Annotated in this window: 17 protein-coding genes and 1 pseudogene; 9 read left to right on the top strand and 9 right to left on the bottom strand. The window is 37.5% G+C overall.

The features are described 5' to 3' along the window. Positions 1-59: 59 nt before the first annotated feature. The 6 genes and pseudogenes from dcm to G576_RS0105650 all read left to right on the top strand — a co-directional run bounded on the left by dcm (position 60) and on the right by G576_RS0105650 (position 10,573). A complete protein-coding gene (gene dcm, locus G576_RS0105670; protein WP_027973785.1) occupies positions 60-1,262 on the top strand; it encodes a DNA (cytosine-5-)-methyltransferase in 1,203 nt (400 codons plus the stop codon). Then, the gene (locus G576_RS0105665; RefSeq protein WP_027973784.1) at positions 1,240-2,199 is read left to right on the top strand and encodes a DNA cytosine methyltransferase; all 960 of its coding nucleotides are present in this window, start codon (positions 1,240-1,242) and stop codon (positions 2,197-2,199) included. Before dcm ends, G576_RS0105665 begins: the two co-directional genes overlap by 23 nt. Then, positions 2,196-2,648: a hypothetical protein gene (locus G576_RS0105660; protein WP_027973783.1), complete on the top strand. Its 453-nt coding sequence runs from the start codon at positions 2,196-2,198 to the stop codon at positions 2,646-2,648. The genes G576_RS0105665 and G576_RS0105660 overlap by 4 nt, the downstream gene beginning before the upstream one ends. A 790-nt stretch (positions 2,649-3,438) precedes the next feature. Then, positions 3,439-3,873, top strand: a complete 435-nt coding sequence (locus tag G576_RS14140; RefSeq protein ID WP_425423365.1) for a TnpV protein — start codon at positions 3,439-3,441, stop codon at positions 3,871-3,873. Positions 3,874-4,571: 698 nt separating this feature from the next. Continuing rightward, positions 4,572-9,935: pseudogene (locus G576_RS0105655) on the top strand (DEAD/DEAH box helicase family protein); the annotation flags it as partial. Continuing rightward, on the top strand, positions 9,932-10,573 hold the full coding sequence (locus tag G576_RS0105650) for a single-stranded DNA-binding protein (protein ID WP_027973781.1): 642 nt from the start codon (positions 9,932-9,934) through the stop codon (positions 10,571-10,573). The pseudogene G576_RS0105655 and the gene G576_RS0105650, both read left to right, overlap by 4 nt. A gap of 33 nt (positions 10,574-10,606) precedes the next feature. On the opposite strand, the gene G576_RS0105645 is transcribed toward G576_RS0105650, so the two are convergent. From G576_RS0105645 to G576_RS0105620, 6 genes are all read right to left on the bottom strand, one after another. Beyond that, positions 10,607-11,197: a PBECR4 domain-containing protein gene (locus G576_RS0105645; RefSeq protein ID WP_037618590.1), complete on the bottom strand. Its 591-nt coding sequence runs from the start codon at positions 11,195-11,197 to the stop codon at positions 10,607-10,609. Positions 11,198-11,443: 246 nt separating this feature from the next. After that, complete coding sequence (locus tag G576_RS0105640; RefSeq protein ID WP_014636989.1) at positions 11,444-11,743, bottom strand: DUF5960 family protein; 300 nt, start codon at positions 11,741-11,743, stop codon at positions 11,444-11,446. Beyond that, positions 11,730-12,080 (bottom strand): hypothetical protein, encoded by a 351-nt coding sequence (locus G576_RS0105635; RefSeq protein ID WP_027973779.1) that lies wholly within the window; start codon positions 12,078-12,080, stop codon positions 11,730-11,732. Before G576_RS0105635 ends, G576_RS0105640 begins: the two co-directional genes overlap by 14 nt. Continuing rightward, entirely contained in the window at positions 12,077-13,492 is a 1,416-nt protein-coding gene (locus G576_RS0105630) for a Y-family DNA polymerase (protein WP_027973778.1), read from the bottom strand. The genes G576_RS0105635 and G576_RS0105630 overlap by 4 nt, the downstream gene beginning before the upstream one ends. A gap of 5 nt (positions 13,493-13,497) precedes the next feature. Continuing rightward, positions 13,498-13,632, bottom strand: coding sequence for a hypothetical protein (locus tag G576_RS14040; protein ID WP_014636986.1), 135 nt, complete (start codon positions 13,630-13,632; stop codon positions 13,498-13,500). A 3-nt stretch (positions 13,633-13,635) separates the two neighbouring features. After that, a complete protein-coding gene (locus G576_RS0105620; protein ID WP_027973777.1) occupies positions 13,636-14,328 on the bottom strand; it encodes a LexA family transcriptional regulator in 693 nt (230 codons plus the stop codon). Positions 14,329-14,491: 163 nt separating this feature from the next. Here G576_RS0105620 and G576_RS0105615 point away from each other — a divergent pair, with 163 nt between their 5' ends. Beyond that, complete coding sequence (locus G576_RS0105615; RefSeq protein ID WP_027973776.1) at positions 14,492-14,989, top strand: hypothetical protein; 498 nt, start codon at positions 14,492-14,494, stop codon at positions 14,987-14,989. A gap of 2 nt (positions 14,990-14,991) precedes the next feature. On the opposite strand, the gene G576_RS0105610 is transcribed toward G576_RS0105615, so the two are convergent. Beyond that, positions 14,992-16,287, bottom strand: coding sequence for a relaxase/mobilization nuclease domain-containing protein (locus G576_RS0105610; RefSeq protein WP_027973775.1), 1,296 nt, complete (start codon positions 16,285-16,287; stop codon positions 14,992-14,994). Position 16,288: 1 nt separating this feature from the next. Then, positions 16,289-16,642 (bottom strand): plasmid mobilization protein, encoded by a 354-nt coding sequence (locus tag G576_RS0105605; RefSeq protein WP_027973774.1) that lies wholly within the window; start codon positions 16,640-16,642, stop codon positions 16,289-16,291. Between the two features lie 368 nt (positions 16,643-17,010). Here G576_RS0105605 and G576_RS13550 point away from each other — a divergent pair, with 368 nt between their 5' ends. Next, entirely contained in the window at positions 17,011-17,178 is a 168-nt protein-coding gene (locus G576_RS13550; protein ID WP_156875115.1) for a hypothetical protein, read from the top strand. Positions 17,179-17,206: 28 nt separating this feature from the next. On the opposite strand, the gene G576_RS13005 is transcribed toward G576_RS13550, so the two are convergent. Further along, positions 17,207-18,382, bottom strand: coding sequence for a helix-turn-helix domain-containing protein (locus G576_RS13005; protein WP_051178015.1), 1,176 nt, complete (start codon positions 18,380-18,382; stop codon positions 17,207-17,209). A gap of 111 nt (positions 18,383-18,493) precedes the next feature. Between G576_RS13005 and G576_RS0105585 the strand changes: the two genes are divergently transcribed. Beyond that, positions 18,494-21,241 carry an alpha-L-rhamnosidase gene (locus G576_RS0105585; RefSeq protein ID WP_027973773.1) on the top strand — a complete coding sequence of 916 codons (2,748 nt, stop codon included), beginning with the start codon at positions 18,494-18,496 and terminating at the stop codon, positions 21,239-21,241. The last annotated feature ends 94 nt before the right edge of the window (positions 21,242-21,335 follow it).

Here is a 21,335-nt window from a genome sequence, read left to right as displayed (position 1 = left end):
ATCATTAGAGCGATTAGAGAAATCTAGTCGCTTTTTTCTATTGTCAGAAAGGAGGAAAAATGTATTTTTTGGATTTATTTGCAGGGATAGGAGGTTTTCGATTAGGACTTGAACAAGCTGGTCACATTTGTGTAGGTTTTTGTGAAATAGACCGCTTTGCTCGAAATTCCTACCAAGCTATTTTTGATACGGGAGGAGAAGTTGAATTTCATGATATACGAGAAATATCCAATAAGTCATTCCGAAAGCTCCGAGGAAAAATTGATTGCATCTGTGGTGGATTCCCTTGTCAAGCATTTTCGCTCGCTGGACGAAGATTGGGATTTGAAGATACTAGAGGAACTCTGTTCTTCGAGATTGCTAGAGCGACCCAACAAATCCAACCACGGTTTTTACTGCTTGAAAACGTTAAGGGCTTACTCAATCATGACCAAGGGAGGACGTTCCGAACTATACTCACCACGCTTAATGAACTGGGGTATGATGTTGAATGGCAAGTACTTGACAGCAAATATTTTGGTGTCCCTCAACACAGGGAAAGAGTCTATATTATTGGACATTCTAGAGGAAGAAGTCGACAGTTCATTTTTCCTATCGGACGAAAAAGTAAACAGACTAATTTATCAAGTCCAACATGTCTAGGAAATATAAATCCTTCAGGAAGTGGGTTAAATGGAAATGTATATTCATCGAGCGGAATTTCGCCCACTTTGACTACTAATAAAGGTGAGGGGGTAAAAATTGCTTATCCTATCCTAACACCTGATAGATTGGTTAAAAGGCAAAGGGGACGGCGGATGAAAGACCCAACAGAACCCATGTTTACGTTAACGGCACAAGACCGACACGGAGTTGTCTTGGAAAAACGCATGCCGAGAAAACGAGGACTTTACATACGTTCAAATACAAATAAGGGATTCGAGATTGCTATTGAAGGTGACTCGCTTAATTTTGCTTATCCATCATCAAATTTTCGTAGAGGACGAGTTGGAAAACAGGTTGCTCAAACCTTAGTAACTGGTAACTCTCTTGGAGTTGTAACGAATCAATTGCGGATTCGTAAATTAACTCCAAGAGAGTGTTTTCGTTTACAGGGTTTTCCTGACTGGGCATTTAGTCGAGCCAGTAGTGTTTCTTCCAATTCGCAATTGTATAAGCAAGCAGGTAACGCAGTAACGGTACCTGTTGTTTATGAAATTGGCAAGCGATTAGCCGCTATAGAAAAGGAGGTAAAAGCAGTTGAAAACCATGAGAGTTGTTGAATTATTTGGAGGAATTGGTGCTTTTCGGAAAGCACTACTAAATCAGAAGGTCCCTCATGAATTGATAGACTTTGTTGAAATAGATAGGAATTGTGTAAAAAGTTATAACGTCCTCTATAACGAGAATTTTATTCCTCAATCCGTTAAAGGGTATTCCTTACCAAATGTTCAGATTGACCTGTTAATGCATGGTAGTCCTTGTCAGGATTTTTCACGTTCTGGACTAAAAAGAGGGGGAAGGAAAGGTTCGTATACGAGAAGTTCACTATTGTTTGAGACAATTATGATTTTAAAAAATGCTGTCAAAAAACCTAAATGGGTCATTTGGGAGAATGTCGTAGGTGTACTCGATAAGAAAATGAAGCCAACATTTGAGACCTATCTATCTGAACTAGAATATTTAGGCTATTCATCTTGCTATTGGGTTTTGGACAGCTATGATTTTGGAATACCTCAAAAACGGAAGCGTGTCTTTGTAGTGAGTTTTCTTGGCGAAGTTAACCCATTTGATTTTTCAAAATTGGAACGCATGAAATCTCCGTCGATTCAGGTATTTTTGGAGAAAGATGTAGCCGAGAAGTATCTGGTCACCCAACCTTCAATTCTAAAATATATTGAAAAAGCTTGTCAGTCAGTTTTTACTGAACGAGTTCATATCATTCAAGATTATTGCTATACCATTTCTACGAAGCAAACACGAGTACCAAATGCTGGGTTTATTAAACTTACAAATGGGAAATATCGCTATCTAACAGAAAGAGAATGTTTCCGCTTGATGGGATTTACTGATTTAGACTTTGATTTATTACGAACTGTATATCCAGAAAAAACCAACAAGAAATCCAGTATCCTCTATCAACAAGCCGGAAATTCCATAGTAGTACCAGTTCTAGAGGCAATCATAAAACAAATTTATCAGAAGGAGTTAATCAAATGAAACTATTACACAAGAAATCAATTTACGAGAGCAATTACGAAGAATCTTTACGACATGACAAGGAGATAGACGATATTATATCAAAACTTTTGTCGCTACCAGATTACCAATCGGAATTTCAATTACGATTCGAGGATGATTATCATAAGGAAATGAATGTTCCTTTAGACTATGAATCATTTCTTCATAATATTTTCGATTTTATTGCGGAGCAAGACATAAAAAATGGAGTTGATGTTCTTTTGACTGACGAAGGAAATCTTTGCTTTATGGCTTACGGCCAGTCGTATACCATTCGCTCTACTGGTGTATCGGATGTGGTTCGAACTTCTGTAACAGTTATCTCTAAAGATGAAGATGATAATAAAGTGGATTTTGGTCAGCACTTTGCTTGTCCAGTCCCTGAAAAAGAGCAAACGAACAAACCTAAGTCCGAACATGTTTTATAGGGATAGAAAGGAGAAGTCATGCGAGTTGAAGATTATGCCAACTATGTCGGAGACTTATCCAGTTACTATCTCTCAGATGTTGATGCTTATCAGAGACTGTTAGCACGCTTGGGCTTTGTTGTTGGCTTTGACTTTCAAAATCAATTGAGCATTATTCATCAGAGACCGACAGCCAGTTTATGCTCAGACTTTCAATCCTGGAAATCAGTTGACCATATTGTTAGACGAGGTCAAAAAGGGATTCCAATTTTATTAAATAAACAATCCAAAATGTCAATTGGATATGTATTTGACATAAGTCAGACAGTTTTGACGAATAGAGATAACAAGCCAATTGTGGAGTGGCAATATGAAGCAGGTCAGGATCTATCCATTTTAGCAGACCTTGTTCATGAGAGACTATCGCTTAGACCAGAAAATGAGGTTGCTGCAATTCGCTATCTTGCAAATCTTGCAACGAAAGGTATTGGTTCAAAAGTTCTTGTCGGAATGCATTTAGATGTGGAAACCGAATCAAACTTATTACGCTTTATTGAACAAAGTTTTGAAGCTGTATTATCAAATAGACTTGGAATTGCACTAAAATTGAACCAAGACTTGCTAGAAAATGGTCTCGGTCAATTTAGCCCACGTCAGTTTCTGATATTTGGTGATTATTTGACCAGAATGTCGCAAAAAATTCTCAGGATTATTCATCAAAAAAAGTATGAGAAAATTGCATTAAAAGAGCAGACAAAAGAACTGATTGAGCGGTATAATGAGGTTGTAGAAGAAAGAGGAGGACAAAGAGATGAATCAAGCATTACTGATCGAGAAGATGAACACGACCTTGACAGTCAACGACTTCAGTCACTGTCAATCAACAGAGGAGATAGTAGAGGTGATTTATCGTCTAACATTACAGACCCTTCGAACCAATCAACAGATTCGGCACGAGATTGGGAAAGCTCTCTACGCCAAGGAAAGATTGGAGTTCCTGAGCAAGGAAGAGAACAAGACCGAACTACTTTTGGAATTATATCATACAGGACAGCTGATTCCACATTTGATAGCAGTGGAGAAAGAATCACAGAGCATGGCGGAACAAATAGAAAGTCATCTGATTCAAGAATGGAAGTTGACCGAGGACTTGAAGACCAAGGATATGTTGAGCTGGATCAGCCAGATGAACAATCTTCGTCAATCCGTCAAGGAACAAGTCAGGGAGAATCTAATTTACATTTAGATAAAATATCACTTGAAGAATTGCATGATGTACTTCGAAAAGGTACTGGTACAAGAGGTGGGCGACTTAGAGTTGCTCACTTTTTTTCTAGTCAGGAAGATATAAAAATTCAAGCTCAGTTTTTACAAAAAGAATATGGGTGGGGTGGTGCTACTGGTCCTAATTTTCCTATTTCCTACAATTATGACTCCAGAGGCTTACACTTGACAAGAAAGGCTGATGGTTATAATGAAACATTTAGTTGGAGGAAAGTTGCAGGTGAAATTGATAGACTTTTAGAAAATGAAACCTATCTGTCTGATGACGAAAGCAAGCTTTACCAATACAATGAACAGATATTCTCTAATTTTCAAGAATCACCATTATTTGAATTTGATAAACTGGACAATGGTCAAGTTAATGTATTTTTGGAAGATGAACTTGTAGCACGAATTGATACAGTTGGTCAGGTTAGCTATGTTGTAGAGTTAGAGGACCGTTTTAAGTTTGAAATTGATGAGTATGTTCAAAACCTAGAAACTAGTTTGCTGATAGAAAAAATCAGTCAGCATGAGCAGTTGGATCTCTTTGATGATTCAGCTTTTGATGATAGTAGTGTTGATGACACAATATCTGTTGCGGAAGTTATAAATTCAGCAGACCATCTCACTCCTTCACAGTCCACTAGGAAACCTGATTTATTAGACAACTACATTCTAGATAATTTACCACATTCACTCTCTCCCTCCGAACGCTTAGACAATAACTTAGAAGCGATTCGAATCATAAAAAAATTAGATTTGGAAGGTAGACGAGCTACTTTTGAAGAACAGAAATCACTTGCCTTATATGTTGGATGGGGTGGTCTGGCTGATGTTTTTAACGAGGAGAAAACCGGACAATGGTTAGAAGCACGAAATGAACTTACAGAATTGCTTAGTCCAGAAGAATTTCAAGCAGCCAAGGAATCCACCTTGACTGCTTTTTATACACCACCAATGGTCATTGACGCTATTTATCTGGGATTGAAGAATCTTGGATTTGAAAATGGTAATATCTTGGAGCCTTCTTGTGGGGTTGGAAACTTCCTCGGTCGAATACCAAGTGAAATGGGGCATTCAAAAATCTATGGTGTAGAGTTGGATAGAATCAGCGGTAGGATTGCACAAGAACTATATCAAAAATCCTCTATTCAAATACAAGGATACGAAGATACAAGCTTTTCAAATAATTTCTTTGATGTGGCAGTTGGAAATGTTCCGTTTGGTGATTTTAAAGTTTCGGATAGAGATTATGACCGAGAAAAATTCTTGATACATGATTATTTCTTTGCCAAGTCTATAGACAAGGTTCGCAGTGGTGGAGTGATTGCATTTGTGACCTCTTCTGGAACCATGGACAAACAAGATAGTCGAGTCCGTCAGTATCTGGCCAATCGGTGCGATTTATTGGGGGCCATTCGGCTACCAAATTCAACTTTTAAAGGTTTGGCAGGAACTGAAGTTACTAGTGATATTCTTTTCTTGCAGAAGCGAGATGTGATTCGAGAGCAAGATGTTGACTGGATACATTTAGCAAGAGATGAGAATGGATTTACTTACAATAAGTATTTTGTAGATCATCCAGAGATGGTCTTGGGTAAAATGACAGAAGTGTCTGGGAGATTTGGTCCAAGTTTAGCTTGTATTCCTAATGAGGAAAATTTGAGTGTGCAATTGACAACTGCCGTTGAAGAAATTCAAGGTGAGATACCAAATATTAAAATCCATCAACAAATCAATGATGGGCAGGACATACTTCCAGCTTTGGATCATGTTAAGAATTTTTCTTATACCATGATAGATGGAATTCCCTATTTTCGTGAAGATTCGGTGATGATTCGGCAACACATGACAGACAAGGAAATCAATAGACTAAAAAATTATCTAGCGGTTGTCGAAAGTCTGAAGGAAGTCATTCAACTCCAAAAAGAAAATGCTAGTGATGAGTTAATTCAAGAAAGTCAACATAGGTTAAATAAAGCTTATGATACTTTCAAAGCCAATCATGATTATATTAACTCTACACTAAACCGTAGGAATTTGCGAGAGGATAGTAACTATCCATTAGTATCATCAATTGAGAAACTGGATAAAGGTAAGTTTGCAGGGAAAGGGGATATTTTCTTTAAACGGACGATTGCTAAAGCAAAAGTTGTCGAGCATTGTGAATCTAGTCATGAAGCTTTGATACTTTCAATTTCAGAAAAGGGAAGAGTTGACTTTGATTATATGACTAAGTTGACCGACAAACCGAGAGAAGTTCTCGTAAAAGAGTTGAAAGGCGAGATATATCTCGATATTCCCTACATATATCCCGAAACAACATTACTTCCATATTCAGATAAAGGGATGGAAGAAATGGGATTAACGTATGTTCCGGCAGACCAATACTTAAGTGGAAATATTCGTGAGAAAATGGCAATCATGGATTTTTACATTGAAAGGTATCAAGCAATTGAAAATCCAGATAAGGATGTGCTTGATAATATAATTGAACTGAAATTTCAGCGAGATAAACTTCAGGGAGTCATGCCTAAAGAGTTGACCGCAAGTGAAATATCGGTACGACTTGGTGCAACTTGGATTCCTACATCAGATATCAATCAATTTATTTTTGACACTTTACAGCCAGGTTATTATGCCAAACAAGCAATAAATGTTCATTTTTCTCCTTTTACATCAGAGTGGAAGATAGATGGCAAGACCCAGGATAGTCGCAATGACTTAGCAAATTTGACTTATGGGACAAGCAGGGTAAATGCTTATCGACTTATTGAAGATTCATTGAATTTGCGTGATACTAGAGTGTACGATACTGTCTATACTGATGGTGGTGATAAGAGACAAGTTCTAAACAAGAAAGAAACTATGTTAGCAGGTGAGAAGCAGGAACTTCTCAAAGAGGCTTTCAAGGATTGGATTTTTAAGGACCAAAGGCGAAGACATCGTTTAGAAAAACTCTATAATGAGAAATTTAATTCTATACGAAATCGTGAGTATGATGGGCAATATTTATCCCTTGAAGGAATGACAGCAGATATAAGTTTACGTCCTCATCAAAAAAATGCTATTGCGAGGACACTATACGGCGGCAATACACTTCTAGCTCATGTTGTTGGAGCAGGTAAAACCTTCGAGATGGTTGCCAGTGCTATGGAAAGTAAGCGTCTGGGCATGAGCAATAAAGCTTTGTTTGTTGTTCCAAACTACTTGACGGAACAAATGGGACGGGAGTTTATGGAGTTGTATCCAGCTGCCAATATCATGGTGGCCACGAAAAAAGATTTTGAACCTGCCAATCGTAAACGGTTTGTTGGTAGGATAGCGACTGGTGAATATGATGCAGTTATTATTGGACATACTCAATTTGAGAAGATTCCAATGAGTAAGGAATATCAGGAGCAGCACTTAAAACGTCAAATTCAAGATATAGTTGAGTTTATTGAAGAATATAAGTACCAAAGAGAACAAAACTTTACTGTCAAGCAACTTGAGGGAACTAAGAAGAAATTAGAAGCCAAACTAAAAAAATTAAATGATGATTTCCGTAAGGATGATGTTGTCACCTTTGAAGAATTGGGAGTTGACAAACTATATATTGATGAAGCTCATAACTACAAAAATCTTTATCTTTATACCAAAATGCGAAACGTGGCAGGAATTGGCCAAACTGAAGCTATGAAATCTTCAGATATGTTTATGAAGTGTCGTTATTTGGACGAGTTGACAGGTGGAAAGGGTGTTGTTTTTGCGACAGGTACACCAGTGTCAAATTCGATGAGTGAACTCTACACAATGCAACGTTATCTCCAATATGATGACCTGGAGAAAAAAGGTTTACACCACTTTGATTCCTGGGCTTCTACATTCGGTGAAACAGTTACTGCCATCGAACTATCTCCAGAGGGTGACTCCTATCGTAGTAAGACACGATTCTCAAAATTTTATAATTTGCCTGAACTCATGTCCTTTGTTAAAGAAATGGCTGATATTAAAACTGCAGACCTTTTGAATTTACCAACACCCCAAGCCCATTACGAAACAATTTTAACCAGACCTACGAACCATCAGAAAGAAATTTTAAAGACTTTATCTGAACGAGCTGATAAAGTTCGGAATAGAAAAGTTGAGCCTCATGAAGATAATATGTTGCGAATAACAAATGATGGAAAAAAGATTGCCTTGGATCAACGGTTAATCAATACCTTACTACCAGATGATCCGGAGAGTAAGGTCAATGTTTGCACAAAAAATATTTTTTCTATTTGGGAAAAATCGAGCGAACAACAGTCAGCACAGCTAGTTTTTTGTGATATGTCTACACCTAAAGGGGATGGAACATTCAATCTTTATGATGATATGAAAGACAAGTTAATTGAACTAGGTATCCCAGAAAATGAAATAGCATTTATACATGATGCAAATAATGAAAAGCAAAAGGCAGAACTCTTTGCCAAGGTCAGAAGTGGAGATGTTCGCATTTTATTTGGTTCTACGTCTAAAATGGGAGCAGGAACAAACGTTCAAAGTAAACTAATAGCCTTACATGATTTAGATGTTCCTTGGAGGCCAGCTGATTTGGAGCAACGGTCTGGTCGTATTGTGCGTCAGGGGAACGAAAACAAGGATGTCTATATCTACCGTTATGTGACCGAGAATACCTTTGATGCGTACCTTTGGCAGACCATTGAAAATAAGCAAAAGTTTATCTCCCAAATTATGACCTCAAAAACACCTGTGCGCGTGGCTGATGATGTTGATGAGAATACCTTGAACTATGCAGAAATTAAAGCACTTGCGACTGGTAATCCACTTATTAAAGAAAAGATGGATTTAGATGTTGAAGTATCGAAGTTACGAATGTTGGAATCCAATTATAAATCTAACCTCTATCAGTTGGAAGATAAAATTGCAAAACATTATCCATCAGAGATTATTCGATTAAAAGGGCAAATTGAAAAAGCAAATGAAGATATTAAAAGACGTGAGCCTAAATTACAAGGTGATGGCCTATTCAACGGAATAGAGATTTTAGGTAAGACTTATTCTGACAAAAAAGAAGCAGCAGAAGAATTGATGAAAATTTTACCATTGGTTCCAGCTGAAGGCAGTATGCCTATTGGCAACTATCGTGGATTTGAGCTTTCAGCCTTCTTCAATCAGATTGCTCAAGCAATGGATTTTGTGATTGAGGGAAATCTTTCTTACAATGGTCATTTTGGTGAAAGCCCAGAAGGCAATATTCAGCGTTTAGACAACGTTTTGGATCGGATTGATGAAGAACTATCCAAGCTAGAAAATAGACTGTCAGATGTCCAATACAAGCTCCAGGTAGCAAAAGAAGAGGTGACAAAACCATTTGAAAAGGCTGATATGTTAAAAGAAAAGACCTTGCGTTTAGCAGAGGTCAATCGTATCTTGGACATGGGCGAAGTAGAAGAACTGGATAACCCCAATCCCTTACTTGAAGATGTTAAAGCAGCGATTGTTGACTTTATGGATCGTGAGTATGGCTCCAGAAAAGAATCAAATCAAAGTAAAGAAGAACAATTCAATGATATATTCTCAACTGGAGATTTAGTCTACTTAGCCAAGAGCAAAAGTAACGTTGGTGAATATGATATTGAGTATAGTGTGGACTTGTCCAATTTTTCTTGGAAATTAACCTTCGCAGATTCAGATATTCGTACAGGTCAGTTTGATGGAAGTACACCAGAGGAGCAAGCCCAGCATTTTAAGTTATTTTTAGAACATTCAACCAAAGACGATTTGCTATCAATTGATGAGAAAACAACCTGTCAAATGCTCGGTTTACCTTATACGAGAGAGTCGCTTAATCATGACATGGATAACGATGGAATTGCAGACCGTTATGACCATGATATTAAGGATAGTGATGCCTTTGAATCAACTTATGATGTCGATGGAGAGGAAAAACGACCTTCCACATTAGCACAAATTCAAGCTTTTAAAGCTGAAGTTGAAGAACGTGACTACAAAAGTCAGAAGAAAGAAAAAATAGAAGAGGAGCAAGTAATATGAATTTTGAAGAAATGAAATCAACTTTAGAAAATATGTTGAAAGAAAACTATGCAGACTTTACCAAGGCCATTATTTCAATTGAAAAGGATATTTCAGACCCAGACCTGTTGGAACAAGTCTACCAGGCCTATATGGATGATGATTCAATTTCAGGTTTGTTGCATTCCAATATTGATGCTATTATTGAAACATTAGAAACTGATAAGAGCCAAATATCCCTAGTTAATGTTGAATTTGTAGGCAATGTTACGAAAGATGTCGAGGTTAACGTATTTCGAGGTGCGGATGGCGAGGATTTTAAAGTTGCAAATTTTTCCATAGCACGCAATGATGAAGAAGGGAATACACAATTTACGAAGGTAATAGCTTATAACGGACGGGCTGACTTTGCAGAGCAATTAAAGAAAGGGGATTTTGTCAAGTTAACAGGTCAGATGAAGTATGATGAGTATGAAGGCAAACTCTTCAATAACCTTGTTGTTAAGAATATAAAAATCTTAAAAACGAGAAAGAAATCCCTGGAGGAGAAGGCTGCGAAAGAAGAGAAACCTTCAACGTTAGGAGCATTGAAAGAGTATTCCCAACAAACAAAATCAGAACAAACTAAACCTAAACAGGATAAAGGGATGGAGTTATGAAATAAGCTAGACTTCCGATTTTGGAGGTCTAGCTTATTTTTTCGGTCTGGAGTAAAGTGTTGTGCATTGCTTGGTTTGATGGTCAATTTCAATTATCTCTAATACTGTATACCTTACTTGATTCATTGTGTAGTCACGAGTTGATTTTTCAAAGGTTGAAACAGGTATATACTGATTTGGCTCTTTGGAATCTCTCTGTCTATCAAGAAATAGATAACCGATTTTATTGTCGAACGTAAATTCTAATAGATACTCCCATCGAATCTTGCTTCCCTTGATTGGATATAGTTTTGTAAATCGTACTGATAGAGTTGGTGAAGAAAAACTTTCTCTGAGTATTTCGAGAATACGCAACCTTCCACATATATCAGTAAAACCTTTTGAACTAGTTAGCAATTCTTCAGAGATCGTTTTGTTCAAAATCAAATTATAGATTTCGTGCTTAGATCTGGTTGGTAAAGATAAGCCTCTTAACTTATGTATTCCTGCTAAGTGTACAAAATGTTCCTCAGCAAATGTAAGATTGAGCGTTGTTTGCTGTCCTTTTCGCCCTAAAACAATTTGATAGGTTTTCGAAAGGAGTTTTTTATAATTTCTTGCGGATGAGAGTAATAATGATTCCATGTATTTCCTTAGAAAAAAGGACAGGATAACCTGCCCTTAGTAATGAGTGTTTTCAGTGTTGGCTTGAGGTGTTCACACACAACCCTGGTAAAGCTCCAGCCACAGTCAAACCAACCGACCATAGACTTTCAACGCTTAGTAAATACTCTTGTTATCTACAGTTTTATTATATAGAAAATGTTCTATTAAATCAAGTATTTTACAAAAAAATAACTATTCTGCAATTAGTCTCAGGATAAGTTGAAGTTAGAGATTAGTAGGTCTTGTTTTTACTCCTAGATACTGATATAAACGAACAAGCCTATTATCTTTTAGTGATTCAACATTGAACATAAAATAATGGTCTTGATAATCTTTAGCGTTTTCTTTGTTCAATTTGAAATAGGATTTTTGAGATTTGGCCATGGCAAGCATAATATCATCTGTTAAAAATGTTAGTGGTGTATCTAGAGCAGAATAGCGATAGAAATCCGCTTCAAATTTTCGGTAACTGTCACTAAAATAGTCCATCTGGAGTTGATTCTTATTAAAATCAAGCTGATTCATACTCTACCTCCAAGTCTATTGCAAGAATATCAGATATTTGGATACTGATGTAGCCTTCTTTTGTTTCAAATGAAATCGATTGAAAATTCAAGTTCTTTACTTTCCCTACATAAGTCCTACCAGGAACTGTCAGAATACCAGTTAATTGGTGGCTATATAGTTGATTGAGTAGCAGTAGTTTATCTGCCAAACTTAACTCACTTGAATAATCAATGCGATTGCGTTTTTGTTCTAAACCCGATATATGTTCTGATAAGAAAAATCCCATCCATTTGGCCATCTTTCGGTCTTGATATTCTCTAGCAACCTTAAATGGCAGATAACTTCTATCAATCATTTTAATCCCTCCAATCCTCCAGCGGAATGTCCGCCGACTAATCTACTGCGAGCAATTGCCCTTGAATTTTCTAATAAAGAACTAGCTTTCTGTACAGCAAGAAATCCAAATCGATCACGAATGGAATCAATGGTTGTCTCCAATTTTTCCTCTTTTTCGCTTTTTTCAAAATTATCAAAAAGTGAAATCACAGCAAAGTTTTCATCCACCAATCCATCATACCTTACAGCAATGCTTCTAACTGCCCCTCCATCGTACTTAGAACGAAAGAGAGAAACAACTTCATCTTGAAAAACAAGCGTACGATTATTGGGGTTAATTTTTCTCTGAACATTGATTGATTTCTTGTTTTCGAAGTTTGAATAGCCTACATTTATGGCAACTACGGTTGCTTTTTTGTGTCTTCTGCGTAGCCGAATCGCGACTTGCTCTGCCATTTCACGTAGGACAAGCTCTATATCGCTTTGACGTGTATAGTCTTTGTGAAGTACTTGTGAATTACCAATCCCAACCTCTTTCGGTCGATAGGGTTCATGGACATTACTTTCATCAATACCATTAGCATGAAACCAATGTTGCACGCCAATTACACCAAATTCTTTTTTCAAGATAGTAGGGTCACAGTTGGCCAATTCTTTGATGCTGTAGATTCCCAATTTGTTTAGTCGTTTTTCTGTTCGTAAACCTATTCCCCAAAAGTCAGTCATTTTTGGAATATTCCAGACCTTTGTTTCAACATCTTCATAGGACCAATTGGCACGCATGGTAGCAGTGGTTTTAGCTTCATTATCAAGTGCTAACTTAGCTAGAAGTGGATTGGCATTACTCATTCCAACAGTTGAATAGACACCCGTTTTTTCCCAAATATCGTGTTGAATTTTTGCTGAAACCACATCTAACTTATCTTTGCGACTTAGAGATTTGTCTTCAACAAAATAATTTAGCGATGAAGTTAAGTCTATAAATCCTTCATCAATAGAATAGGGCAGAATATCTGTCGGATCTGCATAATTTTGAAATACCTTTTGTATTTCAAGATTTTTTTGAATGTACAAGTCCATTCTGGGTGGCACTATAAATGTACGCTTGGCCCAATTTTCTATGAAGGAAACAAACTTTTCATCCGTTGGCAATCCTGAGATTTTAGCACGGTAGTAGTTAAATTTTCTTGTCTGAACATCAAAGGGGAGGTCGTAGGCTCTACCGACATTTCCTTTACCAAAGACTTTTTTGAACATTGGAGAAGAGGCTAAAATTAAACCAGAAGAGTTGTCAGCCCTACTCATGACACAAAGTGAAGTATGGAGAGGGTGAAGTCCTCTCTCTACACATTCGATTGATGCGTAGAAGGATTTCATATCAACAAAAGCAATATCGCTACGTGGTTCTTTTGAATAGTCGATATAGCCCATACTATTCACCTTGTTTTTAGTTTTGCTAGTTCATCGACCAATTCTGTCAGATGGTCTGTTACGTCGTATTCTTTTTTTTCAAGAGATAAGATAATGCGGTCTTCCTTGAGGTAAATCATTTCTTTAACAAACTTTGACATCTCCTACCCTCCAATCACAGGCATGAAGTGCCCTACAACCTTGCCAACAATTCTGATTTCATCTTCAAAGGGGATAAATTTCTCGGCAACATCTGGATTGATAGAAACCATTCTAAAGCCGTCTTCTTCACGATAGAGTTTCTTGATGTAGAGAGCTCCATTCCAGTTTAATGCATAGACAGCCCCATCATAATCAAATCCAGTAGCTCGAATCAACGCAACCTCTCCGTCTTTGTAAACAGGTTCCATTGAGTTACCTGAAATCCAAGTCGCTATATCAAACCCTGAATATTCATCTTCTGAATAAACAGTTTCTGTTTCATACTCATCAAAGAAACTTTCACCTGGTCCGGCAGATAATTGAATTTCAGAAAGCACCTGATAGGAGAACAGTGACACAACATTTTCAGCAATGGATTGAGATGCTAACAGTTGTTCAACATAATCCTCGGCAGCTAATTTATTTTCTTCTGTGAGTAGAAGATAGTTTTGAACGATAGTATATTCAGATTCAAAAAATGATTCCTCTACGTCGAAAATATCAGCAAGTATGGCAAGATTCTTTTGATTTGGTTTGGTTTTTCCGCTTTCCCAGGCACTAAAAGACATGCGACTAATATTCAGTTTTCGTGCTATTTCAGCTTGTGAGAATCCTAATTCTGTTCTTTTTTCTTTTAATTTTTTTGGAGAGAACATGTTTACTCCTTCCGTTGTCAGTTTATAAACTTACACAAAGTATAAAATATTTTTTGAATTTTGACAAGTATTAGTTAAAAAAATAATTCAACAACTCCATATAATGAGCGGACAAATTATGAGAAATGCAGTAAACTAGAAGTGCGAAAGGAGTGATACTGTTATGATTTTGTTGAGTTTATATGGGCTAATTATTGTTGCAGCAATTTGTCTTTTCTTTTTCTTTGCAAAGACTTCTGTTAAGCTTACTTGTTTTGCAATTGATTTCGTTGCGGTATTTATTTATACAATTTATCTTTTACACGGACCAGTATCTAGTAAACTTTCTAGCGGAAATATGACTTATTTTTGGGATGTTTTGTTTGGATTGGCTTCAATCGTGGTCTATAGTTTTCTAATGTTGTTGTTGACCATTTACTTGCCAAAGGTAAGTAAGATTATCAATTTCGTCATAGTATATTTTGGTGTAGGGATAGGTATTTGTTTGGCAACTGATTTCATAACTTCCCTGCTATCAATCTTTAATTCAAACATTGAAGCAACCTATCGGTTACAGTTTTTGAATAATGACCTTGCTAATGATGTATTTTACTATATACTATTCTTCTTTGTTTCTATACCTGTATGGAAGAAGCGGATGGATTATCTAGCTGGTGAATAATCTTAAATATTGCGATTTTGTTCAGTTTCAAAGTAATAGTCAATATTTTTCTTGTGCTGATATAGTTTGTTGAATTGAAATTTTATTTGAGAATACTCTGTCATAAGGGTATTCTTTTTTTCTTGCAAATGTTCTAACTGGGATAATATGTCTTTTGGATTGGCTGATTTATTATTGAGTGAAAGGTCTTGTTTGGCCATTTTGTAGGCAGTAATTTCTTTCTGATATTCTTTTAAGAACTGGCGATTATTTGGTTGCTTCTGATAATGATGATAAATGAGTCTATTCTTCTGTATGACGTGAAGATTTTCCATTATCTTACCAAGTTCCGTCATTTCTTTATCAATTTGCTTAACTTCATCTTGAATCGAGATTTGTTTATCAGCAATAGATTCGATGGCAAGTTCTAAATCATTTTTTGTTTGAATACCTAGGTTTCTCAGTTCAACTAGACCTTGTGCCATGGATTTTAAGTTGTGTTTTCTCGCCCAAAATTCCAATCCTTTTTTATCATTAATCTTACTTGTATCAATAAGTTGTTGAGGCGGATTATTCTCAATTCTTTTTTTCAATCTCTCCTCAGTATAGTCGGATCCAATTGTTTTAGAGCGTGTGAATCTAGAAGCATTTTTACATTTGAAGGCAATGTGTTTTCCAAATTTGACTTCGCATTTTGATTTCTTCATACGGTCAAGAAAGTCGTCCCATGAGTTCGAACGTGAAACATTTAGGTCGATAAGAAATTGTAAATATGACTTCCAACCTTTACCATTTTGGCTTTGTTCCCACTCATAATGGGATTTTCCCCTGGTTTTGTATTTCTTGCGATAAGTTTGATAATGTTCATCAATAATTGACAATTTGTATTTTTTGCATAAGCGATCACTAGTAGACCGTATTTGATGATAGGTCCGTTTATTGCTTTGATAGCATTTCCCAGTTTCAAAATTGACATTATTAAAAATAATATGATTATGAATATGGCCTTTGTCAATATGAGTAGTAAGTACAAATTCATACTCATCTTTCAATATATTTTTACAGAGTTCTAATCCAATTTTATGGGCAGTTTCTTGGTCAACTTCACCTGGTAAGAAGGATTGGATCAGGTGTCGAGCTAGTACCGTTCCATTTACTTTATTCTCTTTTCGAGTTTGTAAGAATTGTAAATGAGCAGTGGTAGGGAAACACATGTGTGTCGAAATGAGCGTTTGATCATCTGTTTTTTTCTTCTCAAGGATGTAGTCTATTGCAAAATGCAGAGTAGATTTAATGGGGTGAATTTTAGTAACAGCCATATCAAATATCCCCCTGATTTGTTCTGTTGTAGAGTATGTTTTGTAGTTTATTGAGTTCCTTACTCAAACGATGTATTTCGTTTTGAATCGTCATAATATCCTCTTTATAAACAAGGGAGTAAGTATTGACCTTCTTGGCAATTTGGTTGACATTAGTGGAGGTCTTGGAAAGGAGATGTTGTAACTCTCTAAATGGTTGCATATCGACTTCATAAATCGATGTTTCAAGGATACACTTGAGGACGAAATGTCGCATTGATTTTGACCGAGATTGTCCATATTTTTGTCGCACTTGAGCAAGTTCTTTATCCGAAAGTCGAATTTTTAATTGGTTTGGTCTAGTACGTTTTTCCATTGTCTATTCCTTCCTATCGGGGTCTTAGGGTTCTCCCTAACAAGTAAAATATAACGAAAAAAGCAGAGCCAAAGGCGTCTGCTTCGTTAATTTTATCGTAAGTGGGTACCCACTTACTGTGCTTGCTACAAGAGTTCAAAGTTGTAGAGCGGTAAGCTGATATATATCATTGTATCATAAAATTCATTAAAATTGTTTAACACATCATAAATTTTACAAGTTGGAAGATAAAAAAGTTAGGTCACTTCCATTATGCCATGAGAACGCCGGGCAAGAAGATTATTTCCATTCCCAAGTGGGCCTATGCTCAAGTCGGTAAGCAAATTATGAATGCCCAGAAAAAAGATGGCCACTAGGGTGGATTAGATGTGGTTCGCTTTGCTGACTTGCAGTGCAGTCAGCTATATATCGATAAATCCCAGGGAGCGACCATTTTAGGTGTAGAAGAGGACGACATTGTGGGAGCTATTCACGATTCAGTCAAGTTGTCACTCGAGTCCCAGAACAAAGAAATGGTTGAAATGAGGGCGGAGTAAAAGGAAGGTACTTGAGCACCTTCCTCCCTTATCTTTTATCCTTCCGATAATGGAGTGGAGTTTGTCCAGTAAACTTTTTGAACTGGTTTTGAAAGTAGGATTGACTGGAGAAGGCCAAATAGGTACTAATATGGCTGATAGGCTTATCGGTAAATGCCAGCAGTTCCATGGCTTCTTCCATTTTAGCTTCTAGAATAGCCTCGTTAATCGTCTTCTCAGTTTCCTGTTTGAATTGCTTACTGAAGAAGGAGTAGCTGAAACCAACATGGTCTGCCACCATTTGAACAGTCAGAGGTAGATTGGTATGGGTCTGAATATAGTTAAGGGCCTGCTGAACTGGCTGGCTCAGACGAGACTGAATCTTGCAATCTGCTACCCGTTGTACAAAATCCATATACATGGTGTAGCTAAGACCGTAAATACTAGCCTCATCTGTCATATGCTCGCACTTATTGATATAGATATCACTGAGCTGATAGGCTTTTTCAATAGATAGCCCTCCCTCAATAGCCGCACGAACGGTTTGGGTAATCGCAATAATGAAGATATTTTTCAACTGCCTCAGAAGATTGTCAGACAACTGACCAGCGTGATAGGCCTGGTCCTGGTAGACCAATAACTCATGGAGTTTCTGGACATTGCCAGTCTTCACCGCCTGAATTAACCGCTTTTCAAAATAGTAGGTGTTGTGGTGGCGTGCCTCTTCCTTGGCATCGTAGAGCTGGTCAGTTAAATCCTCCTGAATGCTCTGCTGGCTTGGATGAACAAAGCCAAAGCGCTCAAAAATATTGATTTGCTCCTGCTTCACGGCAGTATAGGCCTGATCTAAGATAAAGAGACTCTGGTTGATAGAAGTTATCGGAATTTGCCGTACACTTTGTTCCATCAGCATGGTATTTTCTTGGGAAATAGCAAAGCAATCTAGGAAGTCTTTCATTTCTTGCTGATTAGGCTTGCTAGTGCAGAAAGGACCAAAAACAAGGCTTCCATTTTCATTTCCAAGTTCAATCTTGTAAAAAATAGAAAAACCAGTTGCGTAGAAGATACCTACTTCATCCGTTTCTTCAAATCGGTCAAGTAGTTTACCTAAACAACCTAACTGATCTGGAAAGCAGACTACTAAATGTTTCTCAGTATCAAAATAGGAAACAGGGATATAGTGGGCATGGTAAAAAGAATTACAATAGTTTAATACATCAATCATAATTGTATTTTACATAAAAAAGTTGAATTATACAATATTATTGAGAAGAAAATAGATATAATCAAAAAAAACGTTTCAAGTGACACCCTTGATGAAAGAAAGGAAGAGAGAATGATTACAGTCAGTAAACTTTATACGGAGTATATAGAAAATCCAATAGCTGTAACCAAAGGAAATCCACGTTTTTCTTGGAAACTAGCCTCAGATTTGCCAAACTTACTTCAGGAGGCTTATCAGCTTACTGTAGTAAACGAAGATGGGAGTGTTCTTTGGGATTCTGGACGAATACTTAGCCAGAAAAATATGGCACAGATGAAGGCCTCAGAAAGCTTACAGTCTAATCATCGTTATCAAATCAAACTGGAACTGTGGTTTACGAACGGAATGACCGTGACCTGCGATGATTTCTATTTTGAAACTGGCTTACTACAGATAGCTGATTGGCAAGCCAAATGGATTGAGCCTGCTCCTTTGCCACAACCAGCAGTTGATGCTATAGCAGAAGCTACGGCTGAATGGCTGGCCTTATTACCAAAAATCATGACTGGGGATATGAGCGATTTTAAAACAGATGAAGAGCTCATGTCTCAATTTCCGCTAAGCCCCTATGACCCTGCAGTCCAATTTCGTAAGGTCTTTACTTTGGAGCAAACAGTACAACAAGCAAAAGTTTTTATGACCAGTCACGGGATTTATGAACTGAAAATCAATGGCAAAAAAGTCAGCCACGCCCTACTAACACCTGGTTTTACTACTTACGACAAACGATTACGTTACCAAGTCTACGATATTAAGGATTACTTAGTGAAAGGTGATAATGTCCTTGTGGTTACAGTGGCTGACGGGTGGTACAAGGGAAAAATCGCATTGGGTCGGGGACGTGAGTATGGTGATGTACTTGGCTTATTGGGCCAAATTCAGATTGTAGATGAGTTGGGCCAGGAGGTACTTGTGAAAACAGATGAGTCATGGACTTATAGTTATAATGGACCCGTACGACATGCAGATTTATTCCTGGGGCAAAAGGTTGATGCTAGATTAGAAAATCTGGCCATTCATCTACCTAACTATCAGGCAGATGAATGGAAGCTAGTAGAATTGGCAAGCTACTCTCTAGAAAACTTGGAAGCTCAATTATCTCCATATGTTTCCGTTATCAGAGAAGTAAAGGCTGAAAAAATCTGGCTGGCTCCTAATGGCGATACCCTTGTTGATTTTGGACAAAATTTAGCAGGTCAGTTACATGTGAGATTGCAAAATACTCAGGAAGGTCAGGAGCTTCGTTTTGAGCACGGTGAAACTTTGGATAAGGAAGGGAATTTTTATTATCCTTTCACCGGTGACCACAGAGGCCAAATGGATGAGTATATCTGTGCTGGTCGTCAAGAAGAAATTTTCCAGCCTCAATTTACCTATCATGGATTTAGGTACCTGAGACTTACTGGAAATATCGACTGGAAAAAAGAAGACTTCACAGCTTTAGCCATTAGTTCTTCCAACGTTGAAACCGGAAGTTTTGAAACGGATAACCTTAAAATCAATCGTCTACAAAAAAATATCCAGTGGAGTCAGTGGAGTAATAATATCGATATTCCAACAGATTGCCCTACACGAGAAAAGGCAGGCTGGACTGGGGATGTCCTTGTCTATGCTAAGACAGCCCTTTTCAACCAAGACATGTTTGCTTTTTATGATGACTGGCTCAAGAGTATTCGCGCAGAGCAAAGAGAGAATGGACATATTATCCATACAGTTCCTCAGATTAAAAATTATATCCAGCAATCTTTTGCAGGTTCACTGGGCTGGGCAGATGTTATCTATGACCTACCTCTAACCTTGCATACTGTCTATAACGATTCTACAGTCATAACTGAGAATCTTGATGCTATGAAAAAGTGGTTTTCAGCAGTTAAACAAATGGTCGCTGAATTACCTTATGGAGTTTCTGCAGATGACCTATCAGAGACTGACTTGAAACATCAGCAGCATGTCATCAATACTGGTTTTCATTTTGGAGATTGGATTATTCCCTCCGTTGTTAACGAAGCAGGATTTACAGACGGCCCCATGTCTTCCTTCCTAACCATGAACGTAGTGGGAACCTGTCTGGTTGCTGCAGGGGCGGATAAGTTGGTAAGTATTGCTGAGATTCTTGGTGATACAAACCTTGCTGAAGATGCTCGTCAGTTTGCTACCGACGTCCGTCAGGCCTTTCAAGCTATCTTTGTTAAAGAAAACGGACTCTTAGAGCAGGAAATTCAAGGGAATTATGTGTTGGCCCTAGCTCATCAAATGGTTCCAGAGGTTGATGCTGTCCGCTTTGCCAATCGTCTCAATCAACTGATAGCTGAAAATGATTACCGTCTGGATACCGGCTTCATGGCTACTCCACTGTTGTTAGAAGTTTTGAAGGCCAATGGTTATGCAGATACTGCCTGGACCTTGGTACTTCAGGAAAAATGTCCTTCTTGGCTTTATGAGGTCAATCAAGGAGCGACAAGTCTATGGGAAAATTGGGATGCCATTCGACCAGACGGGCAAATCAATCCTGTTTCCTTTAACCACTATGCTTTTGGGTGTGTGGGCGATTTCCTTTACAAAGAGGCTTTAGGATTAAAACAAACCAGTCCAGGTTTCCAGGAAATTGAAATTTCGCCTGACTTTGATGCACCATTTAATCAGGTTTATGGACACTATGACAGTCCATATGGGCGAATTTCTATAGCTTGGGAAAAACAAGGAAATCAGGTAATTGTCAAGACAACATTACCATGCAATACTCGAGGACAGCTTGTACTTGGTTCAAAACGGATTGAATTACAGAATAATCTTGAGGAAGTACACATACTTTCTCTATAGGAGAATAAGATGAGCTTTCAAAGTTTTTATTAAATATTTATATGTAACTGCGACCAGCTGTTGACAAAACAACAGGTCCATATGATTACGAAAA

The sequence above is a fragment of the Streptococcus porci DSM 23759 genome, assembly GCF_000423765.1.
Classification (GTDB): Bacteria; Bacillota; Bacilli; order Lactobacillales; family Streptococcaceae; genus Streptococcus; species Streptococcus porci.
This window is presented reverse-complemented; position numbering and strand designations above follow the sequence as displayed.

Bases quoted from the DNA above. Each gene is read 5' to 3' on its own strand.
- G576_RS14140 (WP_425423365.1), top strand. From the start codon at position 3,439: ATGAATCAAGCATTACTGATCGAGAAGATGAACACGACCTTGACAGTC.
- G576_RS14040 (WP_014636986.1), bottom strand. From the start codon at position 13,632: ATGTCAAAGTTTGTTAAAGAAATGATTTACCTCAAGGAAGACCGCATT.
- G576_RS13005 (WP_051178015.1), bottom strand. From the start codon at position 18,382: ATGATTGATGTATTAAACTATTGTAATTCTTTTTACCATGCCCACTAT.
- G576_RS0105615 (WP_027973776.1), top strand. From the start codon at position 14,492: ATGATTTTGTTGAGTTTATATGGGCTAATTATTGTTGCAGCAATTTGT.
- G576_RS0105660 (WP_027973783.1), top strand. From the start codon at position 2,196: ATGAAACTATTACACAAGAAATCAATTTACGAGAGCAATTACGAAGAA.
- dcm (WP_027973785.1), top strand. From the start codon at position 60: ATGTATTTTTTGGATTTATTTGCAGGGATAGGAGGTTTTCGATTAGGA.
- G576_RS0105585 (WP_027973773.1), top strand. From the start codon at position 18,494: ATGATTACAGTCAGTAAACTTTATACGGAGTATATAGAAAATCCAATA.
- G576_RS0105650 (WP_027973781.1), top strand. From the start codon at position 9,932: ATGAATTTTGAAGAAATGAAATCAACTTTAGAAAATATGTTGAAAGAA.
- G576_RS0105645 (WP_037618590.1), bottom strand. From the start codon at position 11,197: ATGGAATCATTATTACTCTCATCCGCAAGAAATTATAAAAAACTCCTT.
- G576_RS0105610 (WP_027973775.1), bottom strand. From the start codon at position 16,287: ATGGCTGTTACTAAAATTCACCCCATTAAATCTACTCTGCATTTTGCA.
- G576_RS0105630 (WP_027973778.1), bottom strand. From the start codon at position 13,492: ATGGGCTATATCGACTATTCAAAAGAACCACGTAGCGATATTGCTTTT.
- G576_RS0105635 (WP_027973779.1), bottom strand. From the start codon at position 12,080: ATGATTGATAGAAGTTATCTGCCATTTAAGGTTGCTAGAGAATATCAA.
- G576_RS0105640 (WP_014636989.1), bottom strand. From the start codon at position 11,743: ATGAATCAGCTTGATTTTAATAAGAATCAACTCCAGATGGACTATTTT.
- G576_RS0105605 (WP_027973774.1), bottom strand. From the start codon at position 16,642: ATGGAAAAACGTACTAGACCAAACCAATTAAAAATTCGACTTTCGGAT.
- G576_RS0105620 (WP_027973777.1), bottom strand. From the start codon at position 14,328: ATGTTCTCTCCAAAAAAATTAAAAGAAAAAAGAACAGAATTAGGATTC.